Annotated in this window: 14 protein-coding genes; 9 read left to right on the plus strand and 5 right to left on the minus strand. The window is 70.0% G+C overall.

Going from position 1 to position 16703, the window contains the following annotated elements:
- Positions 1 to 17: 17 nt before the first annotated feature.
- The 5 genes from INT49_RS00325 (at position 18) to INT49_RS00345 (ending at position 5786) form a co-directional block, all read left to right on the plus strand.
- Entirely contained in the window at positions 18 to 956 is a 939-nt protein-coding gene (locus INT49_RS00325) for a hypothetical protein (protein ID WP_319021456.1), read from the plus strand.
- Between the two features lies 1 nt (position 957).
- Positions 958 to 1743, plus strand: a complete 786-nt coding sequence (locus tag INT49_RS00330; RefSeq protein ID WP_193115746.1) for a ferritin-like domain-containing protein — start codon at positions 958 to 960, stop codon at positions 1741 to 1743.
- A gap of 120 nt (positions 1744 to 1863) precedes the next feature.
- Positions 1864 to 3048 carry a DUF1611 domain-containing protein gene (locus INT49_RS00335; protein WP_193115747.1) on the plus strand — a complete coding sequence of 395 codons (1185 nt, stop codon included), beginning with the start codon at positions 1864 to 1866 and terminating at the stop codon, positions 3046 to 3048.
- Positions 3038 to 4840 carry an ABC transporter transmembrane domain-containing protein gene (locus INT49_RS00340; protein WP_193115748.1) on the plus strand — a complete coding sequence of 601 codons (1803 nt, stop codon included), beginning with the start codon at positions 3038 to 3040 and terminating at the stop codon, positions 4838 to 4840. Before INT49_RS00335 ends, INT49_RS00340 begins: the two co-directional genes overlap by 11 nt.
- 106 nt (positions 4841 to 4946) lie before the next feature.
- Positions 4947 to 5786: an alpha/beta fold hydrolase gene (locus INT49_RS00345; protein WP_193115749.1), complete on the plus strand. Its 840-nt coding sequence runs from the start codon at positions 4947 to 4949 to the stop codon at positions 5784 to 5786.
- Positions 5787 to 5872: 86 nt separating this feature from the next.
- On the opposite strand, the gene INT49_RS00350 is transcribed toward INT49_RS00345, so the two are convergent.
- From INT49_RS00350 to INT49_RS00360, 3 genes are all read right to left on the minus strand, one after another.
- Positions 5873 to 6463, minus strand: coding sequence for a hypothetical protein (locus INT49_RS00350; RefSeq protein WP_193115750.1), 591 nt, complete (start codon positions 6461 to 6463; stop codon positions 5873 to 5875).
- A 114-nt stretch (positions 6464 to 6577) separates the two neighbouring features.
- Positions 6578 to 7294: a response regulator transcription factor gene (locus INT49_RS00355; RefSeq protein WP_193115751.1), complete on the minus strand. Its 717-nt coding sequence runs from the start codon at positions 7292 to 7294 to the stop codon at positions 6578 to 6580.
- On the minus strand, positions 7291 to 8856 hold the full coding sequence (locus tag INT49_RS00360) for a sensor histidine kinase (RefSeq protein WP_193115752.1): 1566 nt from the start codon (positions 8854 to 8856) through the stop codon (positions 7291 to 7293). The genes INT49_RS00355 and INT49_RS00360 overlap by 4 nt, the downstream gene beginning before the upstream one ends.
- 176 nt (positions 8857 to 9032) lie before the next feature.
- Between INT49_RS00360 and INT49_RS00365 the strand changes: the two genes are divergently transcribed.
- From INT49_RS00365 to INT49_RS00380, 4 genes are all read left to right on the plus strand, one after another.
- Positions 9033 to 10229: a glycosyltransferase gene (locus INT49_RS00365; protein WP_226849559.1), complete on the plus strand. Its 1197-nt coding sequence runs from the start codon at positions 9033 to 9035 to the stop codon at positions 10227 to 10229.
- 107 nt (positions 10230 to 10336) lie between these two features.
- Complete coding sequence (locus INT49_RS00370) at positions 10337 to 11431, plus strand: glycosyltransferase (protein ID WP_319021457.1); 1095 nt, start codon at positions 10337 to 10339, stop codon at positions 11429 to 11431.
- On the plus strand, positions 11428 to 12936 hold the full coding sequence (locus INT49_RS00375; RefSeq protein ID WP_193115754.1) for a lipopolysaccharide biosynthesis protein: 1509 nt from the start codon (positions 11428 to 11430) through the stop codon (positions 12934 to 12936). The genes INT49_RS00370 and INT49_RS00375 overlap by 4 nt, the downstream gene beginning before the upstream one ends.
- 3 nt (positions 12937 to 12939) lie before the next feature.
- A complete protein-coding gene (locus tag INT49_RS00380; protein WP_193115755.1) occupies positions 12940 to 14022 on the plus strand; it encodes an acyltransferase family protein in 1083 nt (360 codons plus the stop codon).
- Here the strand turns inward: INT49_RS00380 and INT49_RS00385 are convergent.
- Together INT49_RS00385 and INT49_RS00390 are read right to left on the minus strand one after the other, a co-directional pair.
- Positions 14007 to 15362 (minus strand): polysaccharide biosynthesis tyrosine autokinase, encoded by a 1356-nt coding sequence (locus INT49_RS00385; protein WP_193115756.1) that lies wholly within the window; start codon positions 15360 to 15362, stop codon positions 14007 to 14009. The genes INT49_RS00380 and INT49_RS00385 overlap by 16 nt on opposite strands.
- 42 nt (positions 15363 to 15404) lie before the next feature.
- A complete protein-coding gene (locus INT49_RS00390; RefSeq protein ID WP_193115757.1) occupies positions 15405 to 16694 on the minus strand; it encodes a hypothetical protein in 1290 nt (429 codons plus the stop codon).
- Positions 16695 to 16703: the final 9 nt, after the last annotated feature.

The following is a 16703-nucleotide window of genomic DNA, read 5'->3' on the forward strand; positions in this document are numbered from 1 at the left end:
CCGAGGAGAGGTGGAGCGTGGCCATCGGTTCGGCAGTGGGCACAGGGCGACGTGCCGCTCCCGAGACAGCTCCAGGAGCCCAGCAGACCGGTCAGTTCGTCGGCCATCTGCACCTCGACGAGACCATCTCGCCGGTGGTGCGCACCGACTTCGATGTCGCCGCCTATGCGAAGCGCGGCACCGAGCGCATCGTCGTGGACTCCTCACAGCGTGCGGCCGACGGCCCCCTGCCCGCCGAGCTGCGCACCACGCTCGGCGTGCTGCACCGCCTCGAGGCCTCCGCCCTGGCCGAGTCCCGGGCGATGCTCGCGACCTCCACCGGCCACGAGGCCCGGATCACCGCGTTCTTCGCGACCTGGCTCGTGGAACGGTTCTGGCAGTCCCGCGCCCTGCGCGACGTGCTCGCCGGCGGCGACCCTGCGAGCGTCACCGATGCCGCCGACACCTCCGAGCATCGCTCCGCCCTGCACCCGCTGCACGCCCTGCGCCGCGTCCACGTGGACCGGGTGCAGCCCCTGCTGTCCCCGCTGTGGGGGATCGTCACCGGCGAGGGCGTCACCGCCGGGCACATGGCCCGCATGGCGATCCAGGAAGCGTCCCTGCAGGCTGCGCTCGTCGCGGTGTCGCGGCAGCTCGACGGCGAGGCGCAGCGGGTCGTCGATCGCGTCGCCGAGCGGCACGACGCCGCCGTCGGGTTCTTCACCGCGGAGGCGATCACCCGCATCACCCGCTCCCGCGGCGAGGCGATCAGCGCCCGCGCCGTGCTGGCCCTGTCCTCCCCGCTCCACGGCGGCGGCCTCGCCGATGCCCAGCTGATCACCGCCCTGCGGGTGATCGGCGCCGACACCCGCGACCGCGCCGCCCTGAGGAGGGCCCGGTTCGAGATCACACGGCTGCTGCCCGGCCCGGATCTCGCCGGCGGCCTCCCCTTCCCCCGTCCCCTGAAGGGAGCGTGACATGGCCTTCGACCTCGACCACTTCGCCGAGACCTCCATCCCCGTCAAGTACGAGGACCTCGACTTCGACACCTTCGAGTCCCAGCCGCTGGATGACCAGACCCTGCGCTCTCTGCGCTATATGTGCGACGTCGAGTTCCACACCTCCTGCTTCCTGCGGGACATGCTGGTCACCCCCTCGCACCGCGAGGAGGACACCGGCGGCTTCATGACCATGTGGAACCGTGAGGAGTTCTGGCACGGCGAGGCCCTCTCGATGGTGCTCGCCCGGCACGGCATCGTCGTGGACTACGACGAGCTCAAGGCCAAGCGGGTCAAGCTGGGCTGGAGCAACGCCCTGGGCCCGCTCAAGCAGTCCGTGATGAGCAACCTCGCCGGCACCGACTTCGTCGCGGTGCACATGGTGTGGGGCGCGGCCAACGAGCTCTCCGCCGTGGCCGCCTACCGTCGGCTCTCCGCGCTCACCGACCACCCGGCGCTGTCCCCGCTGCTGAAGCGGATCGCGCAGCAGGAGACCCGGCACGTCGCCTTCTACACCACCCAGGGCCGCGACCGCCTCGAGGCCTCCCCCACCGCGCAGAAGATCGTGCGCCTGGTGATGTCCCGCGCCTGGAAGCCCGTGGGCAGCGGCATGATGGAGGAGTCCGAGGTCAAGCACGTGATGGGCCACCTCTTCGGCGGCCAGCCGCGCGAGCTCGACAAGCTCGACAAGCGCGTCCAGAAGCTGCCCGGGCTGGACGACCTCACGATCTTCCGCAACGCCTTCGCGCGCCTCGGCATCGCCTGACCTGCACAGACTCTGCTCGAGGGGCTCGCTGAGAGTCCTCTCATCGTCGCCTCATCGACGGCTCATCGCTCGCCCGTTCACTGGTCCTCGTCAGCCAGAGAACTTCCGAGGAGCCCCACGATGACGATCCTGAACCACGAGAGCGCCCCCGAGACCACGTCGGCCCCCGCACCGCGCACCAGCACCAGCACCAGCACCAGCACCAGCACCAGCGAGAGCGTCCGCACCCGGATCGAGCGGGCCAAGCACGCCTTCTCCACCCGCAACGTCGGCGCCTTCCTGCGCCGCGCCCAGGGCATCGACCTCCTCACCGAGGGCCACACCCCGCAGGCCGGCGAGGTCGTGCTGGCCCGGGTCACGTCGATCGGTCATCACAAGCGCCTGGAGAGCCCCGTCTCCCGCCGCCAGATCCTGTTCCCCGGCGACGAGATCGTGGTCGCCTACGGCAGCCGGTATGCCGCCGACCAGTTCCTCGCGCTGGTCCCCGAGGATCTCGGCCCGCTGCACCTCGCCGCGGCCGGCGGCCTCGCCTCCCGCGTCATCGAGCAGCACGCCGGCGTCGGCACCGCCACGCAGATCGAACCGATCGGCGTGCTGCGCGACGAGCACGGCCCCGTCACCCTCGCCCGCGCCGCGGCGCACCATCCGGTGCCCCGCATCACCGAGCGCCGCCATCGCCCCGCGCACGAGGTGCCCGTCATCGCCGTGCTGGGCACCTCGATGAACTCCGGCAAGTCGACCGTGCTGGCCCAGCTGGCCCACGGACTGGCCGCCGCAGGACTGCGCGTCGCCGCGGGCAAGACCACCGGGACCGGCGCCGGGAACGACTACAACCTCTTCCTCGACGCCGGGGCGCATCGCGTCCTGGACTTCACCGACTTCGGGTACGCCTCGACCTTCCAGGTGGGCGTCGACGAGGTGCGCGATCTGTTCCTGTCCATGGCCGACGAGCTCGCGGGCGGGGCGGAGAAGCCCGACGTGGTGCTGCTGGAGATCGCCGACGGCGTCTACCAGGGCGAGACCACCCGCCTGCTGGCCGACGACGAGTTCCGCCGGGTGGTGGACCAGGTCGCCTTCGCGGCCGGGGACGCCCTCGGGGCAGCCGGCGGCGTGGCGGCGCTCGGCGCCCTCGGCCACACCCCGGCCTTCGTCTCCGGCGTCGTGACCAGCTCGCCGCTGGCGACCGCCGAGGCCCGTCGCGCGGTCGACATGGCCGTCGTGCCGACCTTCGACCTCGGCACCGCCGACGTCGCCCGGGAGCTGGTCGCCGACCTGATCGGAGGGCGCGAGACCGATGCCGCGTGAGCGCGAACCGGTCCAGCTCGCCAACGGCCTGCTGAAGAACGCGCCGCCGCTCCCCGCGCTGCTGTGGGGCGCGCGGCGGCGCTGGATCAGCGTGCTGATCCTGCTCGGCCTCGGGCAGGCCGCCCTCGGCGCGGTCTCCGCGTGGGCCCTGGTGCAGCTGCAGGGCGCGCCGACCGGGTCCTCGGCGCTGCTGCTGCGAGCGCTGCTGCTGCTGGTGCTGACCGCCTTCGCCGTGGGCGCCCTCAAGATCCATGAACGGGTGGTCGCCGAGAAGCTGGGCCAGGACTATGTCCATCAGCTGCGCCTGACCCTGCTGGGCGATGCCCTCACCCCCGGGCACACCACTTCCCTCGGGGTCACCGTGGCCCGCACCACCAATGACCTCTCCGGGGTGCGGAACTGGGTCTCCCAGGGCATCGCGCCACTCGTGGTCGCAGTGCCGCTGATCGGCGGCTCGCTGATCACGCTCGCCGTGCTGCACCCATTGCTGGCTCTCGCGATGGCCGCGCCGCTGCTGGGCCTCGGGCTGTGCCTGCTGTTCTGGGCGCGCACCGCACTGGTGAAGACCCGGCAGATGCGCCGCACCCGCGGCAGGCTCGCCTCCCGCATCGCCGACACCGTCACCGCGGCGGACGGGATCCTCGCCTCCGGCGGCACCAAGCGCGAGCTGCGGAACATCCGCGACGCCTCCGGGAACCTGGTCGAGATCGCCGTGGACCGCGCCGAGACCGTCGGCGCCATCCGCGCCGGCGGCATCGTCGCCTCGACCCTGACCACGCTGCTGGTGGCCGCAACCGGCACCTACCTGGGGCTCCCGCCCGGGGTCACCATGGCCGCGATGGCCGTGGGCGGCATCGCCTCCACCCCCGTGCTGGAGATCGGCCGGATCGTCGAGTACCGCCAGACCTACCGCTCCGCGCGCATGGTGCTCGGCCCTGCCCTCGCCGCGGCCGAGGCGCGGCGCGCGCACTCGCGCACCCGTCGACGCGCCTCCGCCGCCGTCGAGGCGCCCGCCCTCGGGGCCGAGGGCACCGCGCCCGAAGGCACGATTCCGGGCGGCACCATGCAGGACGACTCCGTGCTCGTGCACCTCGCCCTGCCCGGTCTGACCGGGCAGGGCGATCCGGTGCGCGGCCGGCCCGGGGAGACAGTGCGCCTGGTCAGCGACGATCCCGCTGTGCCGCACGAGCTCGTCCGGCGGCTCCTCGAGCTCTCGCCCGGTCCGGATGTCTCCGAGCCCGATTCGGTGTGGGTCGGCGGGGAGAACCTGCGTGCGGTCTCCACCAAGCGCGGTCGTGTGCTGGTGGGGGCGGCGAGCGCCGGTGCGGTGTTCGAGCGCAGCACCGTGGCGCGTGCCCTGCACTACCGTCGGCCCGATCTCGACGCGAGCGACGACCACGACGTGCTGGAGCTCGTGGGCCTGGACCTGTCCCACCTGCCCGACGGCGCCCGCACCCGGCTGCGACGCGGCGGCGAGCCGCTGGGCCGTGCGGACCGGGCCCGCCTGGCGCTGGCCCGCGCTGTCTACGGCTCGCCGCCGCTGCTGGTCATCGACTCCCTCGAGGGCGATCTGGACGACGCCGGCCGCCGCATGCTGGAGCGCGTGCTGACCGCGTACCGCGGCACGGTGGTGATGGTCGGATCCGACGATCTCTCTGCCCGCCTGGGGGCGCGCGAGCACCGGCTCCCGGTGCCCGCCGACGCCGAGGCCGACGACGGCAGCGCCGGTGTGACGATCGGCAGCGGAGGACGTTCCCGCGGGAACGCCTACGAGGACGCCGACGACGAGTGAACCGGCCGCGGGTGAGCCGGGTGCAGGTGAGCCGGGTGCGGGTGAGCCGGCCGCGGATGAGTCAGCAGGGAGTGCCCCGGCCGCGGATCCCGCCTAGGGTCGTGCCATGGCCCCGCTCCCCGGCACGCTCCTGCGCCCCGGCGCCGCCCTGCGCTACGCCGATTCCGGGAGCGACGGTCCGCCGGTGGTCCTCAGCCATGGCGCCGGGATGAACCACCACGCCTTCGACCCGCAGGTCCCGCCCCTGATCCGTGCCGGGTACCGGGTCATCACCTGGGACCTGCGCGGCCACGGCGACTCGCTGCTGGCCCGTCCCGTCCGGTTCACGGCGGCCGACGCCCTCGCCGATCTCAAGGCGCTGCTGGACGAGCTGCACATCGTGTCACCCGTGCTGGTGGGGCATTCGCTGGGCGGCGGGCTCTCCCAGGCGTTCGTGCGCGAGCATCCGGCGCGGGCCGCGGGGCTGGTGGTGCTCGACGCGACGTGGAACGCGGGGCCGCTGACCCGGTTCGAGAGCGTCGTGCTGCCGCTGGCCGCGCCGCTCCTCGCCCTGATCCCGGCGTCCCGGCTGCCCCGGCTGATGGCGGAGGCGTCGGCCGTGACGCCCGCTGCGATCGCCTCGACCGAGGACGTTTTTGCCGCCATGCCGAAGCGGCGCTTCCTCGACGTCTGGAGGGCGACGGTCTCGCTCGTCGACCCGGATCCCGGCTATCGCACCCCGGTGCCGCTCGGGCTGATCCGCGGGGAGCAGGACGCCACGGGGAACATCGCCACCGCCATGCCCCGGTGGGCGCGGGCCGAGGGCGTGGAGGAGCATGCGATCCCGAGGGCCGGCCACGTGGTCACGCTCGACGCCCCGGAGATGACCACCGCCGCGCTGCTCGACGTGCTCGCCGCGATGACGCCGACTCCACCGACGGCACCGGCGGCGCCGACGGCACCGTGACTGGCCACTGACCTGGCACGCAGCACAGGTCCTGGCGCGATGCGGGCCCCGCAGAGAACGTCAGCCGAGACCGTCAGTCGGGAACGTCAGTCGTCGTCCTCGTCGTCCTCGTCCTCATCTGCTTCGTCCTCATCCGCTTCGTCCTCGTCGCACTCCCAGCCGTCGTCGTCCCACTCGCAGGTCTCCGCGGGGGGTGCCGGGGCGGCGGGCTTCGTCGGGGCGGCGGGCTTCGTCGGGGCGGCGGGCTTCGTCGGAGCCGCGGGAGCTGTCCGGGACGAGGATCCGTCGGCGCCGGAGGTGGAGGACGAGCTGCCCCGCGACTCGTCGGCGCCGGACGATCCCGCTGAGCGGTCCGGAGCAGCGGTCGGCTGCGGGGACGGCTCGTACTCCATCGCGCCCGGATCCCCATCGGGGTGCGTGCCGCCGGCCGATCCGTCGGCATCGTCGGACCGCGGGAGCGTGACCGCTCCGGACGCGTCGAGGGATTCCGGGACGTCGCCGGGCAGCACGGCGCCGTCGCCGTCCACGTCGCCGCCCCCGTCGGACGCCCCGGCCTGCTCGCCCACGACGATCCCGGGCCGGGCCGACGGGGCCTCCTCGATCGAGGGCACCACCGCGAGGCCGATCGCCGCGAGGGCGACGGCCAGGATGATGCCTGCGGTCCGGAGCGATCTCATGGCGTCCATCATGGGCCATGCGGGTGAGACGGCGGTGAAGTCGTCATGAGAGGACTCTCATCGGGCAGGCGGTCCGGCTCGGGCAGACGGTCCGGCTCAGCACGGGAGTTCGTCTCAGGCAGAGGGATCGACCATCTTGTAGCCCGCGCCGCGCACCGTGACCAGGCGTCGGGCGCCGATCTTGCCACGCAGGTAGCCGATGTACACGTCGACCACGTTCGACGCCCCGTCGTAGTCGTAGCCCCACACCTTCGACAGCAGCAGGTCGCGCGTGAGCACCTGGTTCGGGTTCTCGAGGAACACCCGCGCCATCGTGAACTCGCGGGAGGACAGCTCCACGGATCGCTCGGCGCCGGGCGAACCGGCCCCCTCCCCCGCATCGTCCGTACGGAACGTCGCGATGCGGGTGCGCAGGTCCAGACGCAGGTCGCCGAGCTCGCGCACGTCCGAATCCACCGAGCCCGCCCCGTTGGTCGCCTCCCGGGCGCGCAGCTTCACCCGGGCCAGCAGCTCCTCGAAGCGGAACGGCTTGGCGATGTAGTCGTTCGCGCCGCCCTCGAGCCCCTGCACGGTGTCGTCGACGCCCGTGCGCGCGGTGACCATGAGGATCGGGATCTGCACGTCCATCGCGCGCAGCGCCTTGAGCACCTGGAAGCCGTCCATGCGAGGCAGCCCCACGTCGAGGATCAGCAGGTCGAAGTCACCGCTGGAGGCGAGATCGAGCGCGCTGATGCCGTCCTCGACCACGGTCGAGGCGTAGCCGTTGGCCTTCAGGCCCCGCTCGACGAACCGCGCGATCCGCGCCTCGTCCTCGGCGATCAGGATCCTCATGTGCTGCTCCCCTTCGTCGTCGTCGAAATGGTGCGGCCGACGGGATGTCCGCCGTCCGCGGGGTCGTCGTCCGTGGCAGGTCCCGGCAGGTGGGATGCCGCGACCTGCGGGATCACGAGGGTGAAGGTCGAGCCGCGCCCGGGCCGGGACAGCAGCCGCACCACGCCCCCGTGCCCCTCGGCGATCGCCAGCACGATCGGCAGGCCCAGGCCGGAGCCCGATCCGCGCGCCCCCTCCACACGGGTGAAGCGCTCGAAGATGCGCAGCTGGTCGTCCGGGGCGATGCCGACCCCCTCGTCCTGCATGCTCACATGGATCTCGGGGCCGTCCGGACCCAGCACCTGGTCCACGCCGAACAGCACCCGGCTGCCCTCGCCGCTGTAGCGCACCGCGTTGGCGGCCAGCTGCACGACGGCCTGCGTCAGACGCTGCTCGTCGGCGTCGGCGACCACGTCGACCGTGCGCGTCAGCACCCAGTCCCGCTCGGCGATGTGCGCGATGCGCGCGAAGGCGGAGCGGGTGAACTCCGCCAGGTCCACCGGGCGGAGCTTCACGTAGTCCGGCCGCTTGGAGGCCGCCAGCTCGGAGAGGTCCTCGACGACGCGGCCCATGCGGTCCAGCTCATCCATCGCGATGTGGTGCGCCTCGCGCACGTCGGCCGGGTCCTCGACGTCGGTGGTCTCCAAGGTGCCGCGCACGATCGTCAGCGGGGTGCGCAGCTCATGGCCGACGTCGCTCATGAATCGGCGCTGCTCGGCAAAACCGGCCTGGATGCGCTCCAGCATACGGTTGAAGTTCCGTGCGAGCGCGGCGATGTCGTCCCTCCCGTCGGGGACGACGATGCGGTGCTCGAGGTCGTCGACCGTGATCTGCTCGGTCGCCGAGCGCAGGGAGCCCAGCGGCCTGAGCAGTCGCCCGGTGACCACGTAGCCCACCCAGCCGGCGACGAGGAGCGTGACGACCGAGAGCGCCGCGAAGGTGAGGACGGACTGCCACAGGTCGGCCTTCTGCACGCCGATGTCGTTCGCGACCACGAAGATGCCCTCGGTGTCGTCGCCGGCGACGGACACGGAGGCGACGAGCACTCGCAGCTCCCGATCATCCACGGTCATCGTGGTGGTCACCGTGCGCCCGGGCTCGTGGGCGGCGGTGATCTGCGAGAGCACCTGACGGGAGGTCGCGGAATCGTCCGGGACCAGCTCGAAGTCCTGGGTGACCGGTTTGTGGGCGGGGGCGCCGTCCACGAGCGCCACGACGGATTCGTTGTCCGAGGGCGCCGCGGAACCGGTGGCCGCCTTCAGCACGGCATCGACCGTGGTGTGCATCCGGCGGCCGTCGTCGCCCACCTCCTGCGCGATCAGGTCCAGCTCGCGGTACTCCTGGTCTAGCTCCGCCTCGACCCGCTCGTCCAGCAGTCGGAACTGCGCGGCATAGGTGAGCACGCCGGTGAGGGCGAGGCCGCCGACCATGAAGGCGAGCATCGTGGTCAGCACGCGCGTGCGCACGGTCCAGCTGCGCGTCGCGGCGCTGGTCACACCGTCACGGGTTCTGAGCAGGGGCATCGATGAACCATACGAGGTGTGGGTGAACGGCGGGTGACGGGCCGTGGGCAGACGGTCGGATCCCTGGCCGACATGGCGCTCTCTTCCGAGGGGCCCAGAGTGGTCGTAGCACCCCGCACGGAGCGGCTGACGCGAGCCGCCTGGACGGACACCCGAAACCGTACTAAATTAGGAAAATGCGACACAAATCGACCATCGACCGCTCGGGAGTCGGCCCGCTCTCGATCGCGATGGTGGGGACCCGAGGCGTGCCGGCCGCCTATGGCGGTTTCGAGACCGCGGTCGAGGAGATCGGCCGCCGCCTCGTGGGGAAGGGTCACGAGGTCGTCGTGTACACCCGGGGGTCGCAGAGCCGTGGACGCGAGTACCTGGGGATGCGCACCATCCATCTTCCGGCGGTCCCGCAGAAGCAGCTCGAGACGCTCAGCCACACGGGGCTGTCGACCCTCCACGCGATCACCCGTCACCGACCCGACGTCGCCTTCGTGTTCAACGCGGCGAACTCCCCGTTCCTGCCGCCGTTGCGCGCCCGCCGCATTCCTTCGGCGCTGCACATGGACGGTCTCGAGTGGCGGCGCTCGAAGTGGGGCCGACGCGGCAAGGCGTACTACCGCTGGGCCGAGGAGTTCGGCGTGCGCCAGGGCGACGCCCTCATCGCCGACGCCCCCGGCATCGCGGACTACTACCGCCACCAGTTCGGCGTCCCGACCGAGATGATCCGCTACGGGGCACCCCTCTTGGAGGACGCACCGACGGGTGGCGTGCAGGGCCTTGACCTGCAGCCCGACGGCTACCACCTCGTCGTCGCCCGGTTCGAACCGGAGAACCACGTGCTGGAGATCGTCCGGGGCTATCGCGACAGCGACGCCACCCTGCCCCTCGCCGTGGTGGGGTCGGCGCCGTACAGCGCCGGATACACACGAGAGATCGCCGAGATCGCCGAGGCCGACCCGCGGATCCGGCTGCTCGGCGCGATCTACGACCAGGACCTGCTCGACGCGCTGTACGTCCACGCCTACACCTACGCGCACGGGCATTCCGTGGGCGGCACGAACCCCTCCCTGCTGCGCGCGATCGGAGCCGGCACCCCGGTGATCGCCTACGACGTGGGCTTCAACCGCGACGTGCTGGACGACGAGGGCTGGTTCTTCACCACCGCAGCCGACGTGGCCTCGCAGCTCCTGCTGACCGAGGCGGACCCGGCCGCCGTGGCCGCCCGCGGACGCAGGAATCGCGAGCACGCCGCCACGGCGTTCAGCTGGGACGACGTCGCCGACGCCTACGAAGATCTCGCCCGCCGACTCGCTCGGGGCGAATCGGTCCATCCCCAGGCGCGCAGGGCGCGCCGGCGCGACGAGGAGTGGTCAGGATGAGCGGTCACGGACGCACGGTGCTGGCCGTCCATCCCGGCGCGGAGATGTTCGGTTCGGATCGGATGTTCCTCGAGAGCGTCATCGGCCTGCGAGAGGCCGGAAGCACCGTGGTCGCCGCCCTCCCGTCGGACGGTCCGCTGGTCGCGGAGCTGGTGAAGGCCGGGGCGATCGTGAGGATCGTGCCGATGCTCGTGCTGCGCAAGAAGCTCCTGAAACCCCGAGGGTGGCCCACGCTCCTCGGGTCTGCCATGCGAGGACTGATCCGGGGCTGGCGGCTGCTCGGCGAGGTGCGCCCGGATGCCGTGTACGTCTCCACGATCATCATCCCGCAGTGGCCGCTGCTCGCTCGCCTGCGGCGCACGACGGCCATCAGCCACGTGCACGAGGCCGAGGCTGCGGGGAGCCGGCTCCTCAACATGGCTCTCTACCTGCCTCATCTCGCCTCGACGCGCTGCATCGTCAACAGCGAGTTCACGCAAGAAGCGATCGGCGGTGCTTCAGCACCTTTGGCCCGCCGATCAGAAATCGTCTACAACGGGGTGATCTCGACGGATTCGCCCACGCCGCCGCGCGAGCATCTCGAGGGCGCGTTGCGCCTCCTCTACCTAGGGCGGCTCTCGCCACGCAAGGGTCCGGATCTCGTGATCGACGCTGCCGCACGCCTGGGGGCGAGGGGACGGCCCACCGCAGTCACCCTGCTCGGCACCGTTTTCGAGGGCTATGAATGGTATGAGGAGCAGTTGCGCGATCAAGCTGCCGCCCGCGGTATCGACGTCGAATTCGCTGGGTTCCACCACGACATCTGGCCCTTCCTCGCCGCGTCAGACGTGCTGATCGTCCCGTCCCGCGTAGAGGAGTCCTTCGGGAACACCGCCGTCGAAGGGGTACTCGCGCTGAGGCCCGTCATCGCCAGCGACAGCGGAGGGCTGCGGGAGGCCGTCGAGGGATACAGTGCTGCGCGACTCGTCGCGCCCGACGACGCCGTAGCCATTGCGCTCGAACTGGAATCGCTCGCCGAAGGTTGGGCGGAGGTCGTCGGCACGATGGAGACCGGACGGCAGAAGGCACTTCTGCGCCACGCTCCCGAGGAATACCGAGCCCGGGTGGCTGCAACTGTGACCGACGGAGCCCTGCAAGGCACCGGGGGCTCCGAGCACACGGCTGGTTCTGGCCGTCGCCAGCGGACGGATTCCATGCGGTGAAGCTCTCGGAGAAGTCCCCCAGGGTAACGACGTCAGCCTCCGAGACAGCCCACAACCTCGGTTCGACGGCGGCTCGCGGCGCCCTGATAACTCTGTCTGGCCAGGGCATCCGCATTCTGCTGCAAATTGCGGGAGTGGTCGTCCTTGCTCGCCTGCTGTCCCCCCATGACTACGGCCTGCTCGCGATTGTTGTCGTCATCATCGGGATCGGCGAAATCTTCCGAGACTTCGGCCTGTCGTCCGCCGCAGTCAGAGCCCCCGAGCTGACTGGCGGTCAGCGCACGAATCTGTTCTGGATAAATGCTGCGATCGGAGTCTCACTCGGAGGCGTCCTCTTCGCCATCTCCGGACCACTCGCCACCGCAGCCGGACAGATCGAGGTGCAGTCGATCGCGAGAGCGATGACGGTGATCTTCATCCTGAACGGGCTGACTACGCAGTTCCGCGCCCACCTGATGCGTGACCTCCAGTTCCGCCGACTGGCAATCATCGATGTGATTGCTCCCGCGTTCGCGCTGGCGGTCGCGATCAGCGCTGCACTCCTCGGCTGGGGGTACTGGTCGCTGGTCGCTCAGCAGATCACCCAAGCACTCGCCATCCTCGTCGGCACCGCAGTCGGTGCACGATGGCTGCCCGGGCTGCCGAATCAAAACGTCTCCGTCCGACCATTCCTCCGATTCGGCGCCAATCTCGTGCTCTCACAGATCGTCAATTATGGGGCGAACAACGTCGACACAGCTGTCGTCGGGTTTGTCTACGGGCCCACGTCCCTGGGCCTGTACAACCGGGCGTACCAACTCGTGGTCACCCCTCTCAGCCAGATTCAGTCCCCGGTCACCTCAGTCGCCATTCCGGTGCTCGCGAAGATCCAGGAGGATCAGCGGAGGTTCTCGGCGTACATCGTGCGTGGTCAGCTGGCCTTGGGCTACCCGATCTCACTGGGACTCGTGGGGGTGGCCGTCGCCGCTGAGCCGATCACCAGGCTGATGCTCGGAGAGCAATGGCTCGCCGCCGTGCCCTTCCTCCAGCTGTTCGCAGTTGCGGGAATCGCTCGAAATCTGGCCTTCGTCGGGTACTGGGTGTACGTCGTGCGGGGCCTGAGCGGAGATCTCTTCCGATTCTCGCTGTCCACCGGACTGGTCCCCGTGATCTGCGTCGTGGTCGGCACGCAATGGGGAGTGCTCGGGGTCGCCGCGGGCTTCGCCATCGCCCCGTGGCTGACCTGGCCGGTCTCTCTGCTCTGGCTTTCTCGCGTCACCGCCGTCCCCACCCGGGCCCTGTTCACCGGAGCCCTGCGCATCATCGGCGTCGCCGGAGTGTCTGCAGGCGCGGCCTTCAGCGTCACGATCGCGCTGCCCGCGATGCCAGCGCTCCTGTCGATCGCGGTGACCGCCGTTGCCATCGGCGGCACGGTCGGCCTGCTCTGTCTGATCCCGACGATCAGAAGGGACGCGAAGTCACTTCTCGAGGTCGGGGTTCTCGTGAAGAGGCGGAAGGGGTTGTAATCGATGTCGCACAGTACGGTTCCGGTCGATAGTCACGTGCTCGCGACCGGGCGGCGCCTGGGCTGGATGGACACGGTGCGCGGAACCGCGATCCTCCTCCTGCTCCTGTGGCACGCGAACGCCGTGCCCGAGTTCTTCGGGACGCCGATGCCGGACATCGTCCGTTCCGCCAATGCGTTCTTCTTCCCCTACCGCATGCCCACGCTGATGCTGCTGTCGGGCATGCTGCTGACCCGGTCCCTGCAGAAACCCCTTCCGGTGTACTACGCCGGCAAGCTCGCCATGGTGCTGTGGCCCTACCTGGTCTGGGTCATCATCGCCAAGATCGTCTTCCTCGAGCAGCCCGGGGTGCCGTGGTGGCATTGGCACGCCTGGTACGCGACGTCGTACCTGTGGTTCCTGTTCTTCATCGGCGTCTACTACGCGGCGGCGCCGCTCCTGAAGCGCCTCCCACCCTGGGCGCCCATAGCCCTCGGCGCCGCGGCCAGCGTGCTCCTGGAGCAGGGATCGATGGAACAGCGCATGGGGTACTTCGCCGTCTTCTTCTTCGCCGGCAGCTGGATCGCGAGCTCTCCAGGGTTGATCGACAAGCTCGCCCGCCCTCGAGCAGCGATCCTTCTCGGCATCCCGGCACTCGCGTTCGGTGCCGCGTCGATCATCTGGACGGAATCCCTGCACTACTCGGTGTGGGGCGCGCCGCTGAGCATCGCGGGGGCACTCGCACTCGTCGCAGTATTTGCACGACCCCACGTCGACGGGCCGGTCGCCCAGGGCCTGCAGTTCCTCGGCCGGTCCTCGATCGTCTTCTACGTCAGCCATTTCCCGATCATGGCGATGCTCTCGCGATCCTTGCTCGCAGAGGGAAGCTTCCTGCTGCTGGCTTCGCTCAACCTCGCGGCCGCGATCCTGCTCGGCGGCCTGCTCGCCATGTACAAGTCGACACGCCCGGTGGCCTGGCTCTTCCGAGCACCGCACTGGATCACCGGTGCCACCAGGTCGGCCGTCGGCTTCGTGACCACGAGATTCGAGAGCCCCGCGCAGCGGGACCGCGCGCCTGGGGAACAACTCCCTCAGGTCTCGGAGTAGTACTTCTCGCGACGACTGCCGGCGCGGGCACGGTTCAGCACGGTCCCGAGGATCCGAGCACCACCGCTCTCGAGAGTCTTCATGCTGCGCACCAGGTTCGCCCGGCGAGTCTTCGACGCGTCGACGGCGAGCACGACTCCGTCGACCACCGGCGCGAGCAGGTTGGCGTCGGCGACGCTGAGGACCGGAGGCGTGTCGATGACGATGTAGGTGTAGTCATCCGACATGGCGGCGATCAGGTCCGCCATCCGCTGCGAGGTGAGCATCTCCGCGGGATTGGGCGGGATCTTCCCCGCAGGGAGGATGTCCAGGCCGGTTCCACGGATCCGATGCTTGGCGATATCGACGTCGACCTCCTGGAGCAGGACGTTCGTGAGACCGACGGAACCGTCGATACCTGCGTACTCATGGGCACGAGGACGCCGCAGGTCCGCGTCGATGAGCAGCACGGAGTCCTGTTTCCCGGCGAGCGCCATGGCCAGGTTGACGGAGACGGTCGACTTTCCCTCCCCGGGCATGCACGCGGTCACCAGCAGCACCTTGACCCGTGAGTTCACGCTCGCGTAGGTGAGCGCAGAACGGATGCGGAGGAACTCCTCTGCCGTGTGGCTGAGCGGCTGCTGCGCCATCGCGATCGTGCGTCCCGACAGCAGCGGCGACTTCGAGACGACACCGAGCACGGGATGCCGGGAAGCCTCGGCGAGCGTCTCCTCGCTGCGGATCCGGGTGTCGAGCAGGGCGATGAGCAAAGCCGCGGCGGCACCCACGACGCCCCCGAGCAGACCACCGAGGAGAGCGTCCTTCTTCTTGTCCGGCGACGACTGGTAGGTCGGCGGTACCGCGTCGTCGTAGATCACCGCGGTGATCGTCGAGGTGCCGTCCGGATTCTTCGGCGCGACGCCCTGCACCTCGTCGATGAGGTGCTCGCCCACGGAGGTGGCGAGTTCGGCAGATCCCTCAGGATCCGGCGTCGTCGCGGTGATCCGCATCGTCACCGTGTCCTGCGGGATCGAGACCTCGAGCTCCGTGCCGAGCTCCTGGGGCGTCGTCTCCAGATCGAGCTCCTGGATCACCGGTTCCAGGACGCTGGACCCCTGTACCAGCTGGGCGAAGGAGAGCATCTGGCTCTGCGTGTACGCGGACCCCTGGTTGAGATCCGTCGCCGATAGTCCCTGGTTCAGGGCGAAGTGGAGCGAGGTGGTCGCCTTGTACAACGGGGTCTGCGTCGAGGAGTAGCCGAACATCCCTACGGCGCCGATGACGGCCGTGAGCACCACGAGCCACCAGAACTTCCGGGCCGCGGCGATCAGGAATCGCAGGTTCACTCTCGGTTCGTACATTCCCCCACCTCTTCCTTGCTGATGATCCCACGCATTACTCCCCTAACCATGAAGAGTTCGAGGTCGCTCCATGTCGTAGCCTGCTTCTGTCCGAGTTCTAGATGTCCCCGTATCGCCCGCTGCGCGATGGACCGGTCCCCAGCCGATGGCCAGCCCCACGCAGAACCATAAGAACGTGCCGTACTGCGTGATCAAAGCGACGACGACGAGGCTCGGGAGCTGACCGACGACGGCGAGCGCCGCGGGGTTCCGCCCCACCTGCCGGGCCACGAGGAGCACGACGCAGGTGATGGTCGCGAGCAGCAGGAGGGTCGGGATGGCGCCGTATCTCAGCAACATCAGCATCAGGGCGTTGTCGATGGATCGGGCGAAGTACCCGAGGTAGTAATCGCCCGCCACCAAAGAGGTCCAGTCTCCGGACGAGCCGAAGGGCCTCACCTGTTGGATCAGCACGAGGAGGTCCGTCCGGTATCCAGCGCTGCCGGCGGCTTCCGCGCCGGCAGCCCCGAGGACGCTGTCGACCACCGGGACGATCACGATTGCGCCGATAGCGCCGACAGCTGCCACTGTTGCACGGAGCCGGGCGGAGACCCCCGGGAGCAGGCAGATCGAGAGGACGAGGGTGATCAGGAGGGTGATCAGTCCGGCGCGGCTGAACGTCACGACGGTGCCCGAGACGATGAGTGCGATGGACATGATCGTGGGGATCAGACGCCACCGTGCTGCGACCACGAAGGCCGAGGACATCGCCAGAACCGCCCCTAGCGCGATGGAGTGCCCGAACGCCCCTTCGGCGCGCAGGAACCCGCCCCGCGGCTGCAGGTCGTCCCACGCCGAGTACAGCGGATCCGGCCCGGGGATGAGCACGAAGGGGTTGAACGAGGTGGCGAACTCGAGCAGGGCCAGCCCCGCAGCGACGGTCGCCGTGAGCGCGATGGCGCGAGTGATCCACATGGTGCTGATCCGGGAGCAGGCGATCCGGCCCCACGTATAGGGGATGACCCATTCGAGCACTGCGGTGAGCAGCGACGGATAGGTGATCCCCCGCAGCAGGAAGAGCCCGATGAGGAGTGCGGTGAAGACCGCCATCCAGCCGTCGGCGGCGTGCAGAGGGACCCGCGTCCAGTGCGCAGCGAGGAGCAGGACGGTGAGAGCCGTGATGGCTGACCAGAACACCCCGGCGTTCGCACCGACCCAGATGGGGACGAAGAACAGCACCAGGGTCCAGGCGATGAAGGCGGTGCGCGGGAGGGCTCGCAGAAGGAAGGCGGCGACGACCACCGAGGCGAGCGCGCCCAGGGCGAGCAGCGCAGTTGGCGCGACGGTGGTCATACTTGGAGA

The organism is Brachybacterium tyrofermentans (assembly GCF_014897585.1).
In the GTDB taxonomy this organism is placed as follows: Bacteria; Actinomycetota; Actinomycetes; order Actinomycetales; family Dermabacteraceae; genus Brachybacterium; species Brachybacterium tyrofermentans.